Origin of the sequence: Saccharopolyspora flava (assembly GCF_900116135.1) — a bacterium.
In the GTDB taxonomy this organism is placed as follows: domain Bacteria; phylum Actinomycetota; class Actinomycetes; order Mycobacteriales; family Pseudonocardiaceae; genus Saccharopolyspora; species Saccharopolyspora flava.
The window spans coordinates 453,959-476,198 of the sequence record NZ_FOZX01000002.1 but is presented as its reverse complement, the minus strand read 5'-3'; the positions used below and the strand labels follow the sequence as shown (position 1 = coordinate 476,198).

18 protein-coding genes and 1 tRNA gene are annotated in these 22,240 nt (G+C 69.8%); 10 read left to right on the top strand and 9 right to left on the bottom strand.

Annotation, left to right across the window (positions count from 1 at the left end):
* The first annotated feature begins 5 nt into the window (after positions 1-5).
* On the top strand, positions 6-2,057 hold the full coding sequence (locus tag BM424_RS09085; protein WP_093415298.1) for a YhgE/Pip domain-containing protein: 2,052 nt from the start codon (positions 6-8) through the stop codon (positions 2,055-2,057).
* Between the two features lie 206 nt (positions 2,058-2,263).
* On the opposite strand, the gene BM424_RS09080 is transcribed toward BM424_RS09085, so the two are convergent.
* From BM424_RS09080 to BM424_RS09070, 3 genes are all read right to left on the bottom strand, one after another.
* A complete protein-coding gene (locus tag BM424_RS09080) occupies positions 2,264-2,836 on the bottom strand; it encodes a TIGR03086 family metal-binding protein (protein WP_093415296.1) in 573 nt (190 codons plus the stop codon).
* Between the two features lie 146 nt (positions 2,837-2,982).
* Entirely contained in the window at positions 2,983-4,518 is a 1,536-nt protein-coding gene (locus tag BM424_RS09075; protein ID WP_093415295.1) for an aldehyde dehydrogenase family protein, read from the bottom strand.
* 9 nt (positions 4,519-4,527) lie between these two features.
* Positions 4,528-5,754 carry a cytochrome P450 gene (locus BM424_RS09070; protein ID WP_093415293.1) on the bottom strand — a complete coding sequence of 409 codons (1,227 nt, stop codon included), beginning with the start codon at positions 5,752-5,754 and terminating at the stop codon, positions 4,528-4,530.
* A 134-nt stretch (positions 5,755-5,888) separates the two neighbouring features.
* On the opposite strand from BM424_RS09070, the gene BM424_RS09065 reads away from it, so the two are divergent.
* The 3 genes from BM424_RS09065 (at position 5,889) to BM424_RS28370 (ending at position 9,980) form a co-directional block, all read left to right on the top strand.
* Positions 5,889-6,497 (top strand): TetR/AcrR family transcriptional regulator, encoded by a 609-nt coding sequence (locus BM424_RS09065; RefSeq protein ID WP_093415292.1) that lies wholly within the window; start codon positions 5,889-5,891, stop codon positions 6,495-6,497.
* 60 nt (positions 6,498-6,557) lie between these two features.
* Entirely contained in the window at positions 6,558-8,588 is a 2,031-nt protein-coding gene (locus tag BM424_RS09060; RefSeq protein ID WP_093415290.1) for a putative bifunctional diguanylate cyclase/phosphodiesterase, read from the top strand.
* Positions 8,589-9,401: 813 nt separating this feature from the next.
* Entirely contained in the window at positions 9,402-9,980 is a 579-nt protein-coding gene (locus tag BM424_RS28370) for a hypothetical protein (protein WP_139274031.1), read from the top strand.
* A gap of 19 nt (positions 9,981-9,999) precedes the next feature.
* Here BM424_RS28370 and BM424_RS09050 read toward each other — a convergent pair whose 3' ends face one another.
* On the bottom strand, positions 10,000-10,521 hold the full coding sequence (locus tag BM424_RS09050; protein ID WP_093415287.1) for a hypothetical protein: 522 nt from the start codon (positions 10,519-10,521) through the stop codon (positions 10,000-10,002).
* 217 nt (positions 10,522-10,738) lie between these two features.
* Here BM424_RS09050 and BM424_RS09045 point away from each other — a divergent pair, with 217 nt between their 5' ends.
* Entirely contained in the window at positions 10,739-11,476 is a 738-nt protein-coding gene (locus BM424_RS09045; protein WP_093415285.1) for a lysophospholipid acyltransferase family protein, read from the top strand.
* On the opposite strand, the gene BM424_RS09040 is transcribed toward BM424_RS09045, so the two are convergent.
* On the bottom strand, positions 11,473-12,165 hold the full coding sequence (locus tag BM424_RS09040) for a MerR family transcriptional regulator (protein ID WP_093415284.1): 693 nt from the start codon (positions 12,163-12,165) through the stop codon (positions 11,473-11,475). The genes BM424_RS09045 and BM424_RS09040 overlap by 4 nt on opposite strands.
* Positions 12,166-12,275: 110 nt before the next feature.
* Here BM424_RS09040 and BM424_RS09035 point away from each other — a divergent pair, with 110 nt between their 5' ends.
* Complete coding sequence (locus BM424_RS09035; RefSeq protein WP_093415282.1) at positions 12,276-13,715, top strand: alpha/beta hydrolase; 1,440 nt, start codon at positions 12,276-12,278, stop codon at positions 13,713-13,715.
* A gap of 172 nt (positions 13,716-13,887) precedes the next feature.
* Here BM424_RS09035 and BM424_RS09030 read toward each other — a convergent pair whose 3' ends face one another.
* Positions 13,888-15,093: a cytochrome P450 gene (locus tag BM424_RS09030; protein ID WP_093415281.1), complete on the bottom strand. Its 1,206-nt coding sequence runs from the start codon at positions 15,091-15,093 to the stop codon at positions 13,888-13,890.
* A gap of 98 nt (positions 15,094-15,191) precedes the next feature.
* Between BM424_RS09030 and BM424_RS09025 the strand changes: the two genes are divergently transcribed.
* Positions 15,192-15,821, top strand: a complete 630-nt coding sequence (locus BM424_RS09025) for a TetR/AcrR family transcriptional regulator (protein ID WP_245775723.1) — start codon at positions 15,192-15,194, stop codon at positions 15,819-15,821.
* A 113-nt stretch (positions 15,822-15,934) separates the two neighbouring features.
* On the opposite strand, the gene BM424_RS09020 is transcribed toward BM424_RS09025, so the two are convergent.
* The gene (locus BM424_RS09020) at positions 15,935-16,429 is read right to left on the bottom strand and encodes a hypothetical protein (protein ID WP_093415278.1); all 495 of its coding nucleotides are present in this window, start codon (positions 16,427-16,429) and stop codon (positions 15,935-15,937) included.
* Positions 16,430-16,702: 273 nt separating this feature from the next.
* Between BM424_RS09020 and BM424_RS09015 the strand changes: the two genes are divergently transcribed.
* Positions 16,703-18,019: an AAA family ATPase gene (locus BM424_RS09015; RefSeq protein ID WP_093415276.1), complete on the top strand. Its 1,317-nt coding sequence runs from the start codon at positions 16,703-16,705 to the stop codon at positions 18,017-18,019.
* 1 nt (position 18,020) lies between these two features.
* The gene (locus BM424_RS09010; RefSeq protein ID WP_093415275.1) at positions 18,021-18,632 is read left to right on the top strand and encodes an RloB family protein; all 612 of its coding nucleotides are present in this window, start codon (positions 18,021-18,023) and stop codon (positions 18,630-18,632) included.
* Between the two features lie 241 nt (positions 18,633-18,873).
* Here BM424_RS09010 and BM424_RS09005 read toward each other — a convergent pair.
* Positions 18,874-18,946 (bottom strand) — tRNA-Arg (locus BM424_RS09005).
* Positions 18,947-19,074: 128 nt separating this feature from the next.
* Between BM424_RS09005 and BM424_RS09000 the strand changes: the two genes are divergently transcribed.
* On the top strand, positions 19,075-21,063 hold the full coding sequence (locus BM424_RS09000; RefSeq protein WP_093415273.1) for a tetratricopeptide repeat protein: 1,989 nt from the start codon (positions 19,075-19,077) through the stop codon (positions 21,061-21,063).
* On the opposite strand, the gene BM424_RS08995 is transcribed toward BM424_RS09000, so the two are convergent.
* Positions 21,053-22,204 (bottom strand): hypothetical protein, encoded by a 1,152-nt coding sequence (locus tag BM424_RS08995; protein ID WP_093415272.1) that lies wholly within the window; start codon positions 22,202-22,204, stop codon positions 21,053-21,055. The genes BM424_RS09000 and BM424_RS08995 overlap by 11 nt on opposite strands.
* Positions 22,205-22,240 lie beyond the last annotated feature (36 nt).

Here is a 22,240-nt window from a genome sequence, read left to right as displayed (position 1 = left end):
GGGACATGCTGAACCCGTTCACCAACGCGAGCCGCCGCGCGGGCGGCTCGGTGGGCTGGCGCACCTGGACCGGCTTAGTCCTGGTGCCGGTGATCATCGTCGGAGTGCTGGCCTGGGCCTTCTGGGCGCCGATGTCCCAGCACGGCGCGGCCAAGGTCGCCGTGGTCAACAACGACGAACCCGCCACCATCAACGGTCAGATGGCGCCGCTGGGCCGCGAGATGGCCGCGAAGCTGGTCAACAACACCGAGTCCGGCTACTCGTGGGAGATGACCGACACCGACGACGCCAACGAAGGCCTCAGCGAAGGCCGCTACTCGGCGGCGGTGTTCATCCCGAAGCAGTTCTCCCGCAACGCCGCCTCGGCCATGACCGGTGAGCCGCTCGACGCCACCCGCGCGGGCATCAGCGTGCAGACCTCGCCGGTCGCCGCCCCCGCCGACGCCGCCGCCGTCTCGGCCGCGGCCCGCGACAGCGTCGCCGTGTTCAACAAGCAGATCCTCGAGCAGCTGCTCGACGGCTTCTACGGCGGCTTCACGCAGATGCACGACCAGCTCGGCACCGCCGTCGACGGCGCCAACCAGCTCGCCGACGGAAGCAAGCAGCTCGCCGACGGCGTCGGCCAGCTCGCGGGCGGTGTCGGTCAGCTGACCGGCGGCACCGGGCAGCTCGCGCACGGCGGCAACCAGCTCGCCGACGGGACCGAGCAGCTCGCCGGAGGCGTGTCGCAGCTGTCGGGCGGGCTCAACCAGCTGCACCAGCAGATCCAGCAGATGCCCTCGCAGACCCAGCAGCTCGCCGACGGCGCCAAGCAGGTCGCGGCCGGGAACCGGCAGATGGCCAACACGTTCGCGCCGCTGGCCGACCAGATCATCACCGCCACCGACCAGATCCCCAGCGAGTCCACCGCTCTCGACGGGCTGCAGAAGCTGCTCGCGCAGTGCCCGCCGGAAGGCACCACCGTCGACCTGTGCAAGGGGCTGCGCGCCGAGGTCGACCGGCTCAGCCAGCAGCAGGGCGCGCTGGACGCGCTCAAGGCGCAGATCCAGAAGCCGGCCCGCGACATGCGCGACGGCATGAACGGCCTGGCCTACGGCGCCGAGCAGGTCGCCAACGGAAACCAGATGCTCGCCGACAAGTCCGGTGAGCTCGTCAACGGCATCGGCCGGCTCGCCCAGGGCGGGCAGCAGCTCGACGGCGGCGCGCACCAGCTCTCCGGCGGTGCGCGGCAGCTCGCCGACGGGCTCAACCAGTTCAACGGCGCGTCGCAGCAGCTCGGCACGGGTGTGCAGGCGCTGGCCGACGGCAGCCGCCAGGTCGCCGACGGCAACCGGCAGTTCGCCGAGCAGATGGCCCCGGCGGGCGACAAGCTGCCCAGCTACAGCGACGCCGAGCGCGAGCACCTCAAGACCGTGGCCTCGAGCCCGGCCTCGCTGGAGTCGAACCTGCCGGGCTTCGGCAAGTCGCTGATCGCGCTGCTGGTGGCGATCGCGTTCTGGACCGCCGCGCTCGGCGTCTACGCCGTGACCCGCGCGGTTCCCGCCGACGCCTCGACCTCGCGGAAGTCGACCTGGGCGCTGGTGCTCGGGTCGGTGCTGCCCGGCGTGGCCGTGGCGGCGATCGGATCGGTGCTGGTGAGCACGGTCCTCGCGCCGTTCCTGGGACTCGGGTTCGGCGGCTGGGCGGCGTTCACCGGCGTGACGTTGCTGGCGGCGCTGGCGTTCGTGGCCGTCAACCAGGCGTTGATCGCGGTGTTCGGCAGCGTCGGGCGGATCATCTCGATCGCGGTGCTGGTGCTGGCCGCGGCGACCGGGGTCGTGTCGACGGTGCCCGGATTCCTCCGCGACATCAGCGGACTGCTGCCGACTCAGGGTGCGGTGCAGGCACTTTCGGCCATCGTCACCGGAAGCGGCGGCGCGGGCAGCGGAATCCTGCAGCTCCTCGCCTGGCTGGTGGCCGGGGTCCTGGTGTTCGCCCTGGCGGTGGACCGCGCACGCGTGGTCCCCTCCCGCCAGTTCCGCCGCCGCCCCACCCCGGGCCCCCGCCCGGCCTGGTGACCCCGCCTCCGGGGTGTCCGGCTCCGCGGAGCCGGACACCCCGGGGAGTTGCTGTGGTCCCGGAGAGTGCGTTCGTCACCCGCGGACAGTTTTAGCCATAATTGACCGGACATAAAGGACATTGATCATGGGTGATTATGGCTAAAACTGTCCGCAGGTGACCCGCAGCGGCCCCGCAGCGGAGGAATCGCTGCCGGTGAGCGGCATCAAGGGCGCCAACGGGGGTTTCTGCCGGTTTTGGCGACGATCTTGTCGAGGAGCGGGGAGTCGTCCGGGATCGGGACCTCGGGGCCGTAGGCGCCCATCTCGCGGCCCTTGGCGGCGGTGCGGGTGACCTCGGCGAGGGTGTGCCCGAGGGTGTCGGTGCTCCAGGTGGCCTCGGTGTCGGCGGCGCGGGTGAGGTCCCAGGCGTGGACCGTGTACTCGACCGTGATCAGCCCGCCGACCAGGTCCGACGGGTAGCGCGTGGGCCCGCCCATGTGCGTCTCGCCGGTCCAGGCGTCCGGGGCGCTCCAGGCGTGCGCGATGCGGTCCAGCTGCGAGAGCAGCACCTTCGCCCAGTCCCCGGTGGTCCGGTCGACGACCTCGGCCGGCGCCGGGACCAGCTCGCCCCGCGCGGCCGCCTCGAACGACGGGCCCCAGAACAGCAGGTGGTTGATCAACCCGCGCACGTCGAACTCCGCGCACGGAGTCGGCGCCGACAGCTGCGACGGCGAGATCCCGGCGACGACCTGCTTGAGCGTCGCCACGGCCTGAACCAGGTGCTGAGCTCCGGACATGCCGACACCTAACCATCACCCGCCCGTGTCCGCCCGACCGAACGACGGCCATCCCCGGTGACACGGAATACGGCCGTAATCCGGACTCCGATTACGGCGGTAATCCGGACTCCGATTACGGCCGTAATCCGTTCGGGAGGACCCGCTCAGGAGAGGAGTTTGCGGAGGAGTTTGTTGCCGAAGCCGTAGCGGATGAGGCCGTCGAGGTTGCGGATGGTCTTGTCGGTGTAGGGGTACCAGACGCTCTCGCCCTTGGGGGAGCCGCGCGTGAGCAGGATCGGCTGGGCGTGGGTGAAGCCGCGCAGCGAGTCCAGGCCGTTGACCTGCCCGACGCCGCTGTCCTTGCGCCCGCCGAAGGGGGCTTCGGGGACGCCGTAGATGACCGCGGCGTCGTTGTGCACGACCGATCCCGTGGTCAGCTGCCCGCCGATGCGCTCGGCCTTGGCGGCGTCGCGGGTGAACACGCTGCCGCCGAGCCCGTACTTGCAGTCGTTGGCCATCCGGACGGCCTCGTCCTCGTCGCGGACCCGCATCACGGTCGCGATCGGCCCGAAGGTCTCCTCGGTCATCAGCTCCATGTCGTGGGTGGCGTTGACGACCACCGTGGGCTGGAAGAACAGGCCCTCACCGGACACCCGGGAGCCGCCGACGAGCACTTCGGCGCCCTTGTTGGTGGCGTCCTTGAGGTGCCCGCTGACCACGTCCATCTGCTTGTCGAAGAACAGCGGCCCGACGTCGCCGTCCTCGGAGCCGTAGCGCAGCGCGGAGACCTTCTCCTTGAGCAACCGGATGAACTCGTCGGCGACCGACTCCACCACGTAGATCCGCTCGACGCTCAGGCACACCTGCCCGGAGTTGAACATCGACAGGTACGCGGCGCCCGAGGCGGCGCGCTCCAGGTCGGCGTCGGCGCAGACGATCATCGCGTCCTTGCCGCCGAGCTCCAGCGTGTAGGGCTTGAGCGAGGACGCGCAGGACGAGGCGATCTTGCGGCCGGTGCCGACGCTGCCGGTGAACGAGATCTTGTCGACGTCGCCCTCCACCAGCGCCGCACCGGTCTCGCCGTCGCCGTGCACGCACTGCACCACGTCGGCCGGAACGCCCGCCTCGTGCAGCACCTTCACGGCCAGCTCACCGGAGCGGGGCGTGACCTCGGAGGGCTTGAGCACCACCGAGTTGCCCGCCAGCAGCGCCTGCACGACGGGGTTCAGCGACAGCACGAACGGCGCGTTCCACGGCGTGATCACCCCGACCACGCCCAGCGGCTGGTACTTGATGCGCAGCTTCTTCATCGGCAGCAGGTAGCCGTGCAGCCGGCGCTTCTCGTCGCGCAGGTCCTTCGGCGCCCGCTTGCACCAGAAGTTGACGAAGTCGCAGGCGGGCACGACCTCGATGGTCAGCGCCTCGGCCCGCGGTTTGCCGGTCTCGGCGCGCACCTGCTCGACGATCTCCTCGCGCCGCCGCACGAGCACGTCGACGACGTTGCGCAGGATGCGGGCGCGTTCGGCGACCGGTCGCGCGGCCCACTCGGCCTGGGCGGCGCGGGCGCGTTCGATCGCCGCGTCGACCTCGGCCTTGCTGCTGATCTCCAGGTCGCCGACGTGGTGGCGGTCCACCGGGCTGTCCAGGCGGATCCGGCGCCGTCCGTCCTCGGTGACCGGTTGCGGCTGCACGATTGCCATGCGGATTCCTCACTCGTAGCTGACTTGCCAGTGCTTGATTCCGTTGATGAAGCTGGATCGCAGCCGTTCGGGTTCGGCGACCTGCCGCAGGTTCGGCAGCACGTCGGCGATCGCGTTGAAGATCAGGTCCAGTTGCAGCCGCGCCAGGTTCGCCCCCACGCAGTAGTGCGCGCCGGTGCCGCCGAAACCCAAGTGCGGGTTGGGGTCTCGCAGCACGTCGAAGCGGAACGGGTCGTCGAAGACGTCCTCGTCGAAGTTCGCCGAGCTGTAGAACAGGGCGACGCGCTCGCCCTCGCGGACGAGCTGCCCGCCGATCTCGACGTCGGCGGTGGCGGTGCGCTGGAACGAGGTGACCGGCGTGGCCCAGCGGACGATCTCGTCGGGCGCGGTCGCCGGGCGGCGCTCCCGGTAGATCTCCCACTGCTCGGGGTGGTCGACGAAGGCCTTCATGCCGTGCGTGGTGGCGTTGCGGGTCGTCTCGTTGCCGGCGACCGACAGCAGGATCACGAAGAACCCGAACTCGTCGGAGGTCAGCGCCTGCCCGTCGACGTCGGCGGTGACCAGCTTGGACACGATGTCGTCCATCGGGCACGCGCGCTTGGTCTCGGCCATCGTCATCGCGTAGCCGAGCACTTCGGCGGAGGCCTGGACCGGGTCGCCGAACTCGGGGTCGTCGAAGTTGAGCATCTGGTTGGACCAGTCGAAGAGGTTCTTGCGGTCCTCCTGCGGCACGCCCAGCAGCTCGGCGATGGCCTGCAGCGGCAGCTCGCAGGCGACCTGCTCGACGAAGTCGCCGCCGCCCTGCTCGCGGGCGTTGCGCACGATGTCCTGGGCCCGCTCGGTCAGCGCGGCCCGCAGGTTCTCCACGGCGCGCGGGGTGAACCCCTTGTTGATGATGCCGCGGATCTTGGTGTGCTTCGGCGGATCCATGTTGACCAGCATCGTGCGGATCGCCTCGAACGCCTCCGGCGTGGTGTTGCCGGGGAAGCGGATGATCGCGTTGTTGGCCGCCGAGGAGTACAGCTTCGGGTCGCGGGAGATCGCCCGGATGTCGGCGTGCTTGCTGATCACCCAGAATCCGCCGTCGTCGTAGGGCGCGTCCATGCCGTCGGTCTGGGCGTTCCACCAGACCGGCGCGGTCGCGCGCAGCGAGGCGAACTCCTCGACGGGCGTGCGCTGCGCCCACAGCTCGGGGTCGGAGAAGTCGAGTCCAGCCGGGATCGTCGGGTCAGGCACCGTTGCCTCCTCGCGGATCGCGGGGGTTGATCACGCTCCGGCTTGCCGAAGCGAGTCATACAGACATACCGTAGATGTATGATTGTCCGGAGGCAATGGGCAGCGCACCAGGTCCGCTCGGCCATACTTGAGTCATGAAACGACCGGCGTGGAACGGTGCGCCGCCGCGTGACGGCGAGGAGGCCAAGGCCCGCATCATCGATGCGGCGATGCGGTGCATCGACCGGCACGGGCCGGGCAAGACGAGCCTGTCCGACGTCGCCTCCGAACTCGGCGTCATCCGGCAGACCGTCTACCGCTACTTCCCGAGCACCGAGGAGCTGTTCGTCGCCGTCGGCTACGCCGCGCTCACCAGCTTCCTCGAACGGCTCGTCGACCACCTCGCCGGACGCCGCGATCCCGCCGACGTCGTCGTCGAAGCCATGGCCTACGCCATCGAGCAAGTGCCGAAAGACCCTTACCTGGGGCTGTTCCTGGACCTCGGTCGTCCGGACGCGTTCTCGCGCGGCGCCACCTCGGTCCGCGCCTTCGACGCCTGCCGCCTGGCGTTCGCGCGCACCGATGTGGACTGGGACGCGCTCGGCTTCTCCGGCGACGAGCTCACCGAACTCCTGGAATTCCTGCTGCGCGTGCTGCTGTCGTTCGCCAACGACCCGCTGCCTGGGCGCGACGGAGCCGATCTGCGTGCGTTCCTGCACCGCTGGGTAACCCCAGCACTGCACGCGCCCGCACCGGCTCCCTAGGTTGCGACGACTGGTCTCGGGACCGTACGTTGCGGGCACGCCGAGGGAACGGGACCAGCCATGGACCAGGACAAACGCGAGCCCTGGGCGGTTCAGGCAGGTGCGGAGAAGATCCTCGCCGCCGAGGACATGCGGGACTACGCGATCTTCGCGCTGGACGCCGAGGGACACGTCGCCAGCTGGAACGAAGGGGCCGCTCGTCTCAAGGGCTACACCTCCGACGAGGTGATCGGCAGCCACTTCTCGCGGTTCTACCCGCCGGACCAGGTCGCCACCGGCTACCCGGACTGGGAACTGCGGCAGGCGAGCGAGAACGGCTTCTTCATCGACCGCGGCTGGCGCGTGCGCAAGGACGGCAGCCGGTACTGGGCGCACGTGGTCATCGCCGCGCAGCGCACCCCGGCCGGTGAGCTCGACGGGTTCATCAAGGTCGTGCGCAACGAGAGCGAGGCGTCGGCGCGCGTCGAGCGCACCCGCCGCCGGCTGGCCGACCTGTTCGAGATCGCGCCCGCCGGGATCGCGCTGCTCGACGACCGCGGGCGGTTCCTCGACGCCAACGGCGCGCTCTGCGACCTGCTCGACCGCCGCCTCGAAGACCTCGTCGGGCTCCGCGACGTCGAGGTCCTCGACCCCACCGACACCGGCGGCGGGCTCGTCGACGGCGACACCCGCTCGACCGGCGACCTGCTCGTCCCGCACCGGCTGCTGGCCCGCGCCGACGGGACGCCCGTGCCCTGCCAGGTGCGGGCCGCCGCGTCGGTCCGCGACGACGGCAGCCGCAGCTGGCTGATCACCTTCCACGACATCACCGAGCAGCTCGCCCGCGCCATGACCCTGCGCCACCAGGCCACGCACGACGACCTCACCGGGCTGCTCAACCGCCGCGGCTTCCAGGAGCGGCTCGCCGAGATGCTGCCGCCGGACAAGCCCGGCAGCGTCGCGGTGCTGTTCTGCGACCTGCACAACTTCAAGCGGATCAACGACGCCCTCGGCCACGAGGCCGGCGACGAACTGCTCTCGGAGGTCGCTGAACGCCTGCTGGAGGGGCTGCCGGAGCGCTGCGAAGCCGCCCGCTTCTACGGCGACGAGTTCGTGATCCTCTGCCGCGACCTCGACGGCGCGGCCGATCTGGAGTCGATCACCGAGAGCGTCGCCGAGCTGTTCCGGATGACCGTGCCGCTGCGCGGCAGGCACGTCCAGGTCACCGCGTCGATCGGGGTCAAGGCGGTCGAGGACAGCGGTGTCGACGTGGTGAGCCTGCTGCGCTCGGCGGAGTCGGCGATGCTCGACGCCCGGGTGCGCGGCCAGACCCGGGGCGGCGGCCACGACCAGCTCGCCCTGGAGGAGGAGCTGCGGGAGGCCATCGCCGGCGGCGAGATCGACCTGCACTACCAGCCGGTCGTGGACAACGACGGCACCGTCGTCATCGCCGAGGCGCTGCTGCGCTGGACGCACCCGGATCTCGGCCCGCTCACGCCGGACGTGGTGCTGGCCATCGCCTCCCGCGGCGGGATGCTCGCCGACCTCGACACGTGCGTGCTGCGGACGGCCTTGCGCGAGGCGAGGTCCTGGCGGCGTCGCGACGGGGGAGCGGTGAAGGTCTCGGTGAACCTGACCGGATTGCGGCCCGAGCAACCGGGTTTCGCGGAGGTCGTGCGCTCGGTGCTGGCCGAAACCGGTGCGGCGCCGGACATCCTGGTGCTGGAGATGGTCGAGACGGTGTTCGCGCAGCTCGAACCCGAGCAGCGGCAGGAGATGAACGACCTGGTGGCCGACGGCGTGCAGTTCGCGGTCGACGACTTCGGCACCGGATACTCGTCGCTGGCGGTGCTCAAGGAGCTGCCGACGCAGGTCATCAAGCTGGACCGGATGTTCGTCTCGGGCGTCGGCGAAGACCCCGACGACCTGGGCATCGCCCGCGCCATGACCGAACTCGCCCGCACGCTCGGCCGGATGTGCATCGCCGAAGGCGTGGAGACCTCCACGCAGCACCAGCTGCTGCGCGCGGTGTCGGTCGACGCCTACCAGGGCTACTACTTCTCCCGGCCGATCCCGCCGGCGGAGTTCCGCGCCTACCTGGCCGGGAGCTGAGACCTCGAGAACCGTTGGGCCCCGGTCGTGTTGGGCCCGCCCCTGAAAAACACGACGCCGGTGTCGGACATCCCCATGTCGACACCGGCGTCGCGTCCACCCCCCTCAGAGTGGCTTTCTTAGCGGACGCACGCTGGCGCCGGGCATCCCCAAGCCGACGCCAGCGCGCGTCCCTTTCCCCCTCACAGTGGCTCTTCTTCGGCGATGCGTCGGTGCCGGGCATCCCCAAGCCGGCACCGACGCATGCCTTTCCCCCTCACAGTGGTCCTTCTCCCGCAGCTCCGGCGCCCCGAGCGCCGCGTCGGCGAAACACCCTCACCCGGAAGTATCTCACCGGAAGCTTTCTTCTATGTCGTTTTCTTCTCAGAAAGATATATCCCGAGAAGAATCGTCGCAAGAACCGAACCGTGATTTGTGACACAGGTCACACAGAGTGAAGGGCGCACGCGTCCCGGAAACAGGGGGTGAACTGCGAAAACGCAGAGGGAGGGCAACCGTGCGGATTGGAGCGATCAGCGCCGGCTGGGGTGCTGGCGAAGCCGCGCACGACTCCGGCGTCAGGAGGGGGGAACTGACGCGTGGCCAGGCTTGGTGCGCGGGTGGGTTCGACCCGTCGCGCGTAACGGGTCGCCCGCTCGCCTGGGGAGTCGACGGCTTCTCGGGCCGTCACCGATGCTTCCAATCCGCACGGCTCGGTCCTGGGCTTCCAGCGCCTCGGCGCGAGCCGGACCGATCAACACCTCCCGGGCATAGACCAACATCTTGTTAGATAGAAGCTAGCAACGTTACCTCTCGCGCGCAAGATAGTTCTGAGTGAGGAACACTGGAAACTCCGGTCACACCCCGGATTCCTCGTCGTTGCGACCGGCGAAGACCCAGCTCATGCTCGAAGTCGTGGGGTGGCTTCCGGTTCGCCTGATCTGCTGCGCGGCGCTCGTCGCGGCGTCGGCGAGCGCCTGCACGATCAACATCACGCCCCCGGGCACCCCTCCGCCGCCACCCGCACCGCCTCCCGCGACCACAGTCGTCCCGCCCGCCGTGATCCAGCAGCCGACGGTGCAGCAGCCCGCGCCGGTGCCCACGACGCACGACTGCGAGCAGCTGCAGGACGCAGGCATGACCTTCCCCCAGGTCGTGCAGTACTGGTACGGCCTCGGCGCGCCGACCGACATGGACGACGACCGCGACGGCATCCCCTGCGAAACCGTCTACGGCGAGAAGAACGCCCCCGCCGCGACACCGCAGACCACCACCCACGACTGCGCGACCCTGCAAGCCCAGGGCATGTCCTTCGACGAGGTCACCCGCTACTGGAACTCCCTCGGCTCACCCGCCGACATGGACGACGACTCCGACGGCATCCCCTGCGAAACCATCTACGGCGAACGCTAGACGGCCTCCGGAGAGCGGATCAGGAGCGAGAGCTGTTCCAGATCTCCAGCGGCGCGGCGCCGCAGTGGTCCAGCACGACGTCGCTCTTGCGGGCGTCCTTCCACGTCGTCAGGCACTCGCGGACCGAGATCGACTCCACCGTCGCCGGGAGCACCCGTCCCGCCTCCCGGCCGCCGACGTTGATCGTCCGGTTCGCGCCTCTCGTGTGGTACTCGGGAAATTCCTCGCGGCGCCCGCCGTCCGCGACGTCGATGAGCAGCGCCGCGCCCTCGCCGTCGGCGTCGGTGTCCTGCACGGTTCCGGTCAGGTGGACGAGGCCGTCGTCGCTGCGGACGACCTCGCCGGAAGCCGTCATCCCGGCGATGTCGGTCACCGACCGGTCGGTCGTCCAGGTCGTGGTCGCCGGTGCGAACCACTTCTGCACCGCTCCGTACTCGAACACCAGCACCGCCGCTCCGCCCACCACGGTGACCACCAGGCCGCTCACCACCGCGATGGCCGCACCGCTCAGCGCCCCGCGCCGTGCAGGTTCGTTCTGCATCCGGACCCCCTCCGCTCGCGGAGACCCCGACAGATCGGCCTCAAGAGTGCCGCGAACAGTCGCGCACCGGAAGCGGGGAAGGCGAGAGGTACCCGGATAGCCCAGAGCAGGTGTGCGCGGGCCTGCCGGAAGCCGTCACGGCCCGTTCTGCCTCGGGAAATGTGACTGTTGACGCACGGGCGCACCGGACGAACCTACGGGTGCGTAACCTGCTCAAATGGCTGAAATCGTCTATCCGCCCGTCATCTTGGCGGCGAAGGCCATGTTCCGCGTGCTGGACAACCGGCTGCGTGTGACGGGCACCGAGCACATCCCGCGCACCGGAGGTGCGGTGATCGCCTGCAACCACGTCAGCTACCTGGACTTCATCTTCTGCGGATTGGGCGCGCAGCCCGCCAAGCGGTTGGTGCGCTTCATGGCCAAGAAGGAGGTCTTCGACAACAAGGTCGCCGGGCCGCTCATGCGCGGCATGCACCACATCCCGGTCGACCGGGCCGCGGGCCGCGAGTCCTACGACGAGGCCGTGCGCCGGCTGCGCGCGGGCGAGGTCGTCGGCGTGTTCCCGGAGGCGACGATCAGCCGCTCGTTCACCGTGAAACCCATCAAGTCCGGCGCGGTCCGGATGGCCGCCGAAGCCGGCGTCCCCGTCGTGCCGATGTCGCTGTGGGGCACGCACCGGCTGTGGACCAAGAGCAGGCCGCGGACGCTGACCAAGCGGCACGTGCCGATCCACATCCACGTCGGTGAACCGTTCTGGCCGACGCCGCAGGACGACCCCGACGCGCTCACCGAAGACCTCCGCGCTCGCATGGCCAAGATCCTCGACGACCTGCAGGCCGACTACCCCGAGAAGCCCGAGACCGAGGACGAGCGCTGGTGGCTGCCCGCCCACCTCGGCGGCACCGCCCCCACCCCCGAAGAAGCGGCGGAACTCGACGCCCGCAAGGACGACTAGAGCCCGAGCATTTCGTTCAGCCTGCGCAGGACGTCGAGCTGGGCGGGGTTGTAGAGCTCGACGAGGGCGTGCAGGACGACGGGGGTGGCGAGGGCCTCGCTGCTCGCCACCCCCGCCAGATCCGGGTTCTCGGCGAACTGCCTGCGCACCAGCGGTGCGAAGGTCTCGGCGAGGCGTTGCCGGGTGGCGTCGTCGGCATCGGCGGGCAGCGCCTCGAACTCGGTCTGCGGCGGGAACGGCTCGGCCGGGCGCATCAGCGCGGCGATCGCGTGCTCGTCGAGGACTTGCGAGTAGATCATCAGCCACGAGCGCTGCAGCTCCGACATCCCGGCGACGTCGCCGTCGAAACCCGGTGGCAGGTCGGGGAGACTGCGTCCGCTCAGGATCAGCCGCACCTCCTCGCGCATCCGCTGCTGCCGCTCGATGCTCGCTTTGAGCTCGGAGTCGAGCGCGCGCAGCGTCTCCTCCGCGTTGCGCGGGTCCTCCATCGCGGGGATGTCCGACAGCGGCACGCCCAGATCGGCGAGCCTGCGGATCCGCAGCAACCGGACCAGGTGCGCGACGCCGTAGCGCTTGTACCCGTTGGGCCTGCGCTCGGGCTCGTCGAGCAGCCCGATCCGGTGGTAGTGGCGGACGGTCTTGACCGTCGTTCCCGCCAGCTCCGCCAACTCGCGCGTGCTCCAGGCCATGACACCAGTGCACACCGTGCCCCAGGGGCAGGGTCAAGCGCTTGACCCTGCCCTGAGGGCACCGTTTCCACTCTTCGGCGTCGGACGAAGACCGAGGAACCGGGGAAACGATGAAGCGCAGGTGTGCGGTGGTTCTGGCGGTGGTGATCGGCGCGGCGAGCTCGCTGATCGCACCGCCCGCGATGGGGGAGGGGCTCGCCTGGGGGCCTTGCCCGGCGGACGTGAAGGCGGAGGCGGTGGCGCTGGAGTGCGCCGAGGTCCCGGTTCCGCTGGACTACGGCGATCCCGGGGGCGAGCGGATCGACCTCATGATCTCGCGGGTGGTGAGCGCGCGATCCGGCCAGAAGCGCGACGTGCTGATGCTCAACCCCGGCGGACCGGGCGGATCCGGGCTGGCGTACGCGGATCTCCTGGTCTCGCTGGGAATGCCCGCGAGCGTCCTCGAGCACTACGACGTGATCGGCATGGACACCAGGGGTGTCGGGCACTCGGCCCGGGTGAGCTGCGGGTTCACCACCGAGCAGGGATACCCGGGCAACATCCCGCCCTACGCCGTCGACGACGCGGCGGTGCTCGCGCAGGCCGAGGCCTCCCGCCGGGTCGCCGAGCAGTGCGCCGCTCACGACCCGCGGTTGCGGCACCTCTCCACGGCGAACATGGCCCGCGACCTGGACCGGATCCGGTCCGCGCTCGGTGCGGAGAAGACGAGTTTCCTCGGCTACTCCTACGGATCCGCGCTCGGCGCCGCGTACGCGTCGATGTTCCCGGAGCGGTCCGATCGCGTGGTGCTCGACAGCAACATCGGCGACAGCCACCTCGACCGCGACGGAATGCGCCGCTACGCCTCCGGTTTCGAGCTGGCCTTCCCGGACTTCGCGCGGTGGGCCGCCGAGCGGGACGAGACCTACGGCTTCGGGCCGACCCCGGACGCGGTGCGGCAGACCTACTTCCGGCTCGCGGCGCGCGCCGACCAGCAGGCCGTGGACGGTGTCGACGGGAAGCTGTTCCGGCTGTCCACCTTCGTCGGGCTGTTCCGCGAGTCGACGTACGAGCAGACCGCGCAGACCTGGCGCGCGGTGCGCGACGGCGTCCAGGCACCGCCGCCCGCCCCCGAACCGGGACCGTCGCCGTGGGACAACGAGTGGTCCGTTTTCCTGGCCGTGACCTGCAACGACGTCGCCTGGCCGGGCGATGTGGCCACGTATCGGCAGGCCGTCGCCGAGGACCGCGACCGCTACCCGATGTTCGGCGCGGCCGCGGCCAACATCAGCCCGTGCGCCTTCTGGCCACCTCCGGCCGAACCGCCGGTGGCGATCGAGGACGAGGGTCCGGCCAACGTCCTGGTCGTGCAGAACCGCCGCGACCCGATCACCCCGCACCGCGGCGGCGAGCTCGTGGACGAGAGGTTCGGTCCCCGCTCACGTCTCGTCAGCGTCGACGCGGGAGGCCACGGGGCTTACCTCATCGGTGACAACGCCTGCGCCCGCGCCACCACGACCGACTTCCTGCTCGGCGGCGAACTCCCGGACGACGACGTCTCCTGTCGTTGAGGGGGTGGGGGAAGTTTTCATGAAAACTTCCCCCACCCCGACGGGACAAGACGTCCTCACGTCACCGATTCCCTCAGGGGTGGTGCAGTTTTCATGAAAACTGTCGAATCATCGGGACGGGACAGTTTTCATGAAAACTGTCCCGTCCCACGACGTCATCAGGTCCCCGAGGTCACCAGGTCACGGGGAGGGACGTGACCCCACCGGTGATGGTGGGGCGGACCTCGAGCTCGTCCATGTCCTTGGCCAGGCGGAGGCCGGGCAGGCGGCGGGCGAGGGTCTCGAAGACGATCCGCAGCTCGGTGCGGGCCAGGCTCGCGCCGATGCAGAAGTGCGCGCCGTGGCCGAAGCCCAGGTGGGTGCGCTCCTCGCGGTCCGGGTCGAAGGTCTCCGCGTTGGCGTAGGCGGATTCGTCGCGGTTGGCGGAGTTGACCGACAGGATGACGGCCTCACCGCGCCGGATCGTCACGTCGGCGATGTCGACGTCGGTGTGGGCGTAGCGCAGCAGCCCGAGATCGCCCGGCGCGCCCAGCCGCATGATCTCCTCGACCGTGCGGTTGACCCGGCCTGCCGGGTCGGCGGTCAGCGACGTCCAGTGCTCGGGCTGGGTGAGCAGGAACAGGGTGCCGAGGCCGATCCGGTTGACCGTGGTCTCGTGACCGGCGAAGAGCAGCCCGACGCAGAGCCGGATCATCTCCTCGTAGTCGTAATCGTCGTCCTCGTCCTGGGCGCGCACGAGGTCGGAGATGACGTCCTCGCCCAGGTCGTCGCGCTTCCCCTCGGCCAGGCCGGTCATGTAGGCGTTGAACTCGGCCCGCGCCTTGTGCGGATCGTCGTCGTCGGCCAGCGTCGCCATCCGGCTCGACAGCGAGTGGAACAGCTCCCGGTCGCTCTCCGGGACGCCGAGCAGCTGGCAGATGACCGCGACCGGCAGCGGGAACGCGAGCCCGGCGTGCAGGTCGACGACGTTGCCGCCCTCGTGCTCGGCGATGAGCTGGTCGATGTAGCCGTCGACGAGCTGTTGGACGTGGTCGGTGAGCATCCGCATCCGCTTGGCCGAGAACGCCGGGGTGAGCAGCCGCCGCATCCGCGTGTGGTCGGCCTCCTCGGTCTCGTAGTTGCCGCTCGGGCCGTCCTGCACCGCAGCGGTCGAGACTCGCGAGGCCTTCTCCGGTTCGGGGTGGGAGCGGCCGAACCGCTTGTCGCTCAGGAGTTCTCGGACCTCGTCGTAGCGGGTGACGAGCCATGCCGGGTCGCCGGCCGGGGTGGTCACCGGGGCGACCGGTGCCTCGCGGCGCAGCACCTCGTAGAGCGGAGCGAGATCGAGCACGTTCGGCCTGGCGAAGGGCAGCTGCGGGCGCTCGGCGACAGAACTCATGGCACTCCTCGGTGCATTTTAATTGGCAGTCACTGCCAATAATGTTGTGCGGACTAGGGTGTGTCAACACGAATCCGGTTTGTCCGAGGGAGGGCCCCGTGGTCGAACGCCCCCGCCGAGGCCGCCCACCGGCCAGTGACCAGCAACGACAGCAGCAGCGGCTCGACATCTCCCGCCACGCGGTCGCGCTGTTCCGGCAGCACGGAGTCGCCGCGACCTCGGGCGAGCAGATCGCCCGCGCCGCCGGCATCTCCGAGCGCACCCTCTGGCGCTGCTTCCGCACCAAGGAGGCCTGCGTCGAACCGCTGCTGGCGAAGTCCATCGACGCCTTCCAGGAGGTCCTGCGCACCTGGCCGCGCGAGCTCGAACTCGCCGAGCACCTGCGCGAGTCCTACACACCGGTCATCGACTCCGGCGACGAGATCGAGGCGGTCCTGGCCGTCATCCGCATGACCCACGACGAACCCGCGCTACGCGCCGTCTACCTGGTGCTGCGCGAACGCGCCGAACCCGCCTTCGCTGAAGTCCTGGCCGACCGCATGGGCCTGCCCGCCGACTCCCTGGAAGTCCGCATGCAGGCAGCGGCGACCAGCGCAGCCCTGCGCGAATCCACCGACCACCTCGTCGCCACGGCCACCGCCGACGGCGTCCCCGAAGAGGTGCTGCAGAAGCACCGAGAACACGTCGCAGACGCCCTCCGCCGCCTCACCCACCCACCGGCGCTGTAGAAGGTCCGCCCGCGGGGAGTGCGGTAGTGCCTCAGAACCTGAAGTCCATGCCCAGCAGCTTCCAGTGCTCGCCGGGCGGCATCAGCTCTTCGGCGTGAGAACGGTCTGCGGGGTCAGCTCACCTGGGGGCCGATGTTGCCGACGCGCACGGGGCCCTCGATCGGGCTCGGCCAGGCCGTGCTGATCCCGCCGCCGGCCGGGAGGTTGAAGGTGATCGAGGAAGCCGGGATCGGGTTGGGCGATTCCGCGGGCATCGCGACGTAGGCGGCGCCGGGGTGCTTCTCGTCGATCGTGTAGGGCTCGGCGGTGTCCGGCTCAGGCACGATCACCGGGACGTCCACGACGGTGTTGTCGTTGAAGAAGGTCAGCCCCGACGGCGCGCCCTCGACCTGGCAGGACACCCCGGGCTTCGCCTCGAACTCGATCTGGAACAGCCGTCCGCCGTTCGGCGACGGGATCTCGGCGACCGAGGTGTTCAGGTCACCCGGCACGCAGAACGGGTACTCGGCGGCCGTCGCGGCACCGGCGCTGACCAGCGCACTCATGCCGATCAGGGTGCTGAGCGCGGCGGCGCTCGCGACGCGGCGGAACTTCGACGTGATGCTCATGCGGTGCCTCCAGGTCGATGTGACGTCCTCACCCACCAAGACGCCCCCGCCCCGCCGACGATGCCCCCACCCCAACAAAAGTGACCTTCCCAGCACAGGACAACCCCACCCGCCGCCAAGACGTCTTGGGCTCGGCCGCTAGCTCGATCCAGCTAACCGCTGAAGATCTTCCGCTAGCTCGAGTTCCTTCAGGGTACGATCAGAACGTCATTTTGGTCGATTAACGACGCATCAGGCCTTCAAAGTGCAGGCTTGGAACGCTTGGGGTGTGCCGTGCTGCTGCGCTTCAGAGTTGAGAACCACCGGTCGCTGCGTGATGCCGCCGAGCTCTCGCTCGTCTCATCTCAAGCTCGTGGAGCCGTGCCCTCGGACGGCGACTGGAGGCGAGCGACCACCAGGGTCGCCGGGATCTACGGAGCGAACGCGTCGGGGAAGTCCACGGTGCTGCACGCGATGGACTTCATGATCGCCGCCGTGAGCTTCTCGGCCACGCGGTGGGGGGATCACGACTCGTTCCGGTACCACCCGTTCTCCTTGGACTCCCGAGGCGGGACGAAGCCGTCCAGCTACGAATTGGATTTCGTGGCGGAGGGCGTTCGCTACACGTACGGGTTCGAGTCGAACGCGAGCGGGATCCGTTCCGAGTGGCTGTACTCGTACCCCGAGCGTCGGCGTCGCGTCCTCTTCGAGCGGTCGCAGGGGGAGCGTCCCGAGATCGAGTTCGGGCGCCACCTGCCGGGTGAGAACGTCACCATCAGCAAGCTCGTCAAGCCGACGTCGCTGTTCCTCTCGGTGGCGGCGAACAACAACCACCCGACCTTGACGTCGCTGCAGCAGCATCTGGCGAGGCACGTCGGCTACGCGCGTTTCACCGAGGCCGACAAGCAGGGCCGGATCCGCATGGTGGCCCGTCTGATCGAGGACAGGGTGCTGCTCAGGCAGACGGAGGCGCTTCTGCGCTTCGCGGATCTCGGGATTTCTGGTGTCGAGCTCAAGGCCAACGATGCCTCGGGACCGCACAGGGAGCTGGTCAAGAAGATCGCCGATGCGCTGAAGCAGTCCGACGCCGTTCCAGAGGATTCGGTTGATGTGCTCTTCGGCGACCTCCAGAAGAAGATCAGCTTCACGCACGTGTCCGAGAGCTCGGGGGAGTCGTTCAGTCTTCCGCTGACGGCGCAGAGCAGCGGAACGATCGCCTGGCTCAGCATCTGCGTTCCCGCCCTCATGGCACTGCGCAACGGCGACGTCTTCGTGATTGACGAGCTCGACTCGAGCCTGCATCCGCGGTTGTCCGCGGCGTTGATCTCGATGTTCAAGGACCCCGTCATCAACCCGACCGGAGCGCAGCTGATCTTCACGTCCCACGACACCTCCCTGCTGGGGCGAATGCTCGGTGAGAACACGTTGGGCGCGGACGAAGTCTGGTTCACGGAGAAGGACGCATCGGGAGGGACAGAGCTCTACGCGCTTCGCGAGTTCACCGTCAGGGCTTCGGACAACGTCGAGCGCAGGTACCTGCAAGGTCGCTACGGCGCCGTCCCCATGATCGAGCTGGACGATCTGCGCGCAGCCCTGGCCGGCGGGGAGTGAGATGGCGAAGAAGCGACTTCGCGAGAAAACCGATCTCCGCAGGCCCACCGGGAATCGTCGCGAGCGGTCACGAATTCTCGTCGTGACCGAGGGGGAGCAGACCGAGCTGCAGTACTTCAAGGGCCTCTGCCGCTTCCTCCGCGCCACGGGGGTGTCGGTTACGGGCGTTGACGTGAAGACCGAGGGACGCGACCCGCTGAGCGTGGTCAACCGCGCGAGGCGGGAGACCCGGAACGAAAAGCTGGTGGGCGCCCGGGACGGTTTCAACGCGGTGTGGTGCGTCGTCGACGTCGATGACCATGAAACGCTTCCCGAAGCGGTCGAACTCGCCCAACGCATGAAGTTCAACGTGGCGGTGAGCAATCCCTGTTTCGAGATGTGGCTGCTCTTCCACTTCGAGGCCTGCACGCGGTACACGACCCGAAGCGAGTTGCGAGCGAAGCTCCGAAAGTTCGGCGTCGACGGTAAGAGCATTCCCAGCGGATTTCCCTACAAGGATGCGCCCTTGGCGTCGAAGAGAGCTCCGCGTTTCGACGGCGCCGTTCCGGAAAACCCGGGCTCGGGCGTTCACGCCCTCAGCGACTACCTGCACGCGGGAGTTCGCGAGTCCTGAAGCGCGTTCTCCAGGACAGCGACCCCGCCCCGCCGATGAGTTCTGCGCCACCGCGAGGTCTGCACGGGTGAAGGTGACCGACCACTCGCCGCTCGTGGAACCAGCCCGACAGACGAACGAGATCTGGCCAGCGGCCGGGAGTTGGAACGGTCGCCGCTGCTCGCGATCAGACCGCTTCGTCCGTGTGCGAACCCGGAGCAACTGCCGCCAAGTAGGAGACGGTTTCCCCTGGTCACAGAAGCGCCCCCGGCAGGATTCGAACCTGCGACACCGGCTTTAGGAGAGCCGTGCTCTATCCCCTGAGCTACGGGGGCCTGGTCGGAGAGTACCTGGGTGGGGGTGGGGGCTTGGCACCTGGTGGTGCCTGTGAGGCTGCACCGCTGGTTGATCCGGGCGCGTATCGTCAGGTGATCGTTACTGTTCGCGATGTTCTGGGGCTGGCATGCGCAACGAGTTCAGCGGTTCGGCGGGGAACGTGGTGCAGGGTGGCATCGCGGGGGACGTGCACTTCCACGCCGCGGAGGTGCGGCGGGAGCCTGCTCGGGAGGTTCCGCCTGCGCCGGTGGGTTTCGTGGATCGGGAAGGGCCTCGGGCGGTGCTCGACGCCGTGCTGGCCGAGGAGCGTCGCGGGCGGGCCGGGTTCGTGGTGATCAGCGGGGCCGGTGGGGTCGGGACCAGCGCCTTGATGACGATGTGGGTGCATGAGGTGGCCGACGAGTTCGACGACGTGCTGTGGATCGACTTCGGTGGCCGGGCGCGCAGTCTCGACGACGTGGCCGCGCGGTGCCTGCGGTCGCTCGGGGCCGCCGACGAGGACGTTCCCGCTTCCGCCGCGGATCGGATCGCGCAGTTGCGCAGTCGCACCAGCGGTCGTCGGGTGCTGTTCGGGTTCGACCACGTCGCCGATCCCGAACCGCTGCTGGAACTGCTGCCCGCGGCGCCCGGGTGCGTCGTGGTGTGCACGGCCGCCACCGACGCGCCGGAGCTGGCGATCGACGGGGCGCGGCCGATCCGGTTGTCCGCGCTCGAACCCGAACACGCCCTCGACTACCTGCGGGAACGCGGCATCGCCGTCGACGACGACCTCGCGTCGGCGACGGAGGTCGTGGAGCTGTGCGGGCGGGTTCCCCGGGCGCTGCGGTTGATCGTCGGGCAGATGTTCAAGCGCCGCTGGAACCTCGCGCGGGCCGCGCGGGAACTGCGGGAGCACCGCCGCGACCATCTCCGGGACGCGCTCACCGCCTACGACGTCGCCGTCGCCGGGCTGACCGACGCGCAGGCGCGCTGCTACCGGGCGCTCGGCGGGTTCCCCGGGACCGCGTTCAGCGCCGAGGCGATCGCGGCGCTCGCCGGCGACCCCGACGCCGGCGACCACCTCGCCGAGCTGCACCGCAGCTGCCTCGTCGAGGCGAACGACCAAGAGCAGTACCTGCTGCCCGCGCTGGCCGCCGAGCACGTCGGCGCCGTCGCCGACGACGACGCGCTGCGCCGGTTGGTCGCCTGGTACCGGCGGATCGGCGGGTTCGCCGACCGGGCCGTGATGGACCCGAATCGGTTCCGGGCCGTCGACGACCGGATCGAAGGCGACAACCCGTTCACCCGGACGACCGGGCGCGAATGGCTCGAACGCGAGCGGCTGAACCTCCTCGCCGTCATCCGGGCCGCCTCCGCGCGCGGCTGGGACTCCGACGTCGTCGTGCTCTGCGAAAGCCCGCTGTGGGCGCTGCACAACCAGCACAAGAACTACGCCGACACGCTGTCCGCGCTGGTCATCGGCGTCGAATCCGCTCGGCGGCCGGGCGGCGAGCTCGCCGAGGTGCGGTTGCGGAGCCTGCGCGGGCAGCTGCTCACCGAACTCGGCCGGCTCGACGAGGCGGCGGTGGAGTGCGAGACCGCCGTGGAACTCGCCGAGCGGATCGGGCACCGGCGGGGACTGGCCTCGGCCGTCGAGTTCCTGGGCAAAGTCCGCTACGCGCAAGGGGAATTCGCCGAATCCATCGCGCTGCACACCCGCTCGGAGGAGATCAACCGCGAGCTCGGCAAACCCCGGGGAGAGGCCATCCAGCAGCACCGGATGGCGATGGCGCACATCGCTCTCGGAGAGCCGAAGCGGGCCCTGGAACTGCTGCGAAAAGCCCTGCCCTGCTTCGAAGAACGCGGCGACGTCCGGCTCGTGCAGCGCGTCTGGGCCGAGATGGGCCGGGCGCACCAGGCCCTCGGCGAGCACGACGACGCGGTGAGCGCGCTGCGCGAATCGGTGTCGATCGCGCGGCAGCGAGGGGTGTCGTTCGACCTCGCCGGGGCGCTCGAACTGCTCGCGGACTCGCTGACCGGCGCCGAACGCGAGCAGGCGCTGCGGGACGCCCTGGCGATCTACGCCCAGGCGCACAGCCCGCGCGCCGAGCGGGTCCGCGAGAAGCTCACGGGGTGACGGCCTCGACCGGTTCCGGCGTCGCCGGCCACGACGGTTCCCGCAGGTCGAGCAGGTCGTAGAGGAGCGCGCGCAGCCTCGCGCACGCGTCCTCGGCGAAGGTGAGGCCGGCGAGCTCCGCGTGACCCGGGACCGGCCTCGCCGCCTCCAGCTGCGGACGCGGATCGGCGTGCGGATCCAGCCGGGCGGTGCGCTCGCCGAGCAGCGCCATCGGCGACTTCGGCGCCACCTCGCCCTCGCCGAAAGCGCCCAGCAGCAGCGGTTTTCCCAAGCACGCGGCGTAGTGGGCGAGGCTGCCGTGGTCCGACACGACCACGTCCGCCGCCACCAGAGCCGCCTGCCACGCGCGGATCCGGGGGAGCAGCACGAGACCGCGCGAGCGGGCCGTGCTCAGCCACGTCTCCAGCTGCAGACGCTCGTAGCGCGTCCACACGTTCGGGTGCAGCGCCAGCGCCACCTGGGCGTCCGGGAACTCGGTGACCAGCTGCTTCGCCAGATCACCGCGGCGCGCGAACAGCGACTCCGGACCCCACGTCGACGCCAGCAGGACCAGACGGCGATCACCCGTGCCCAGCGCCCGGCGGTAGTGCTCGCGCAGCGGCAGGCTCGCGCGCAGCCGCTCGAAGCACGGATCACCGATCACCGCCGCGCGCGGAACCGCCTCCGGGCACTGGCGTCGCAGATCCTCCAGTCTGTCCACATGAGACACCCCGATGGCGGTGGGGACGACCTCGCCGTCGTGCAGCAACTGCCGCCGGGACAGTCCCGAGATCTCCTCTGCCACACCGGTTTCCGTTGCCACCCGCTTGTGATGGCCCGCTCCGTGCGGCAGCGTCAGCACCGGTGAGCCGAGCTCGTGCAGCGGGCCGTTGCCGCTCGGGGAGACCGCCAGGTCGAACCCGCCGGAGCCCCAGCCGACCACGTTCGCGGCCGAACCGCGCAGCTCATCGGCCAGATTCGCGGAGAACTCCGAACCCGGGCACACCGCGAAACGCGTCTCCACCCGCATGTCGTCCGCCAGCAGCGGCAGCACGTCGAGCAGCCGGTCCAGCGCGGTCAGCGTCCGGACCGCTCCCAGGACGCGGCGCTGCACCGGGGCCGAATCCCACCGCTGCGCCCGATCACCGGCCACAGCCGCCACCGCCCTGGTTCCTGGTTCCTGGTTCCTGGTTCCTGG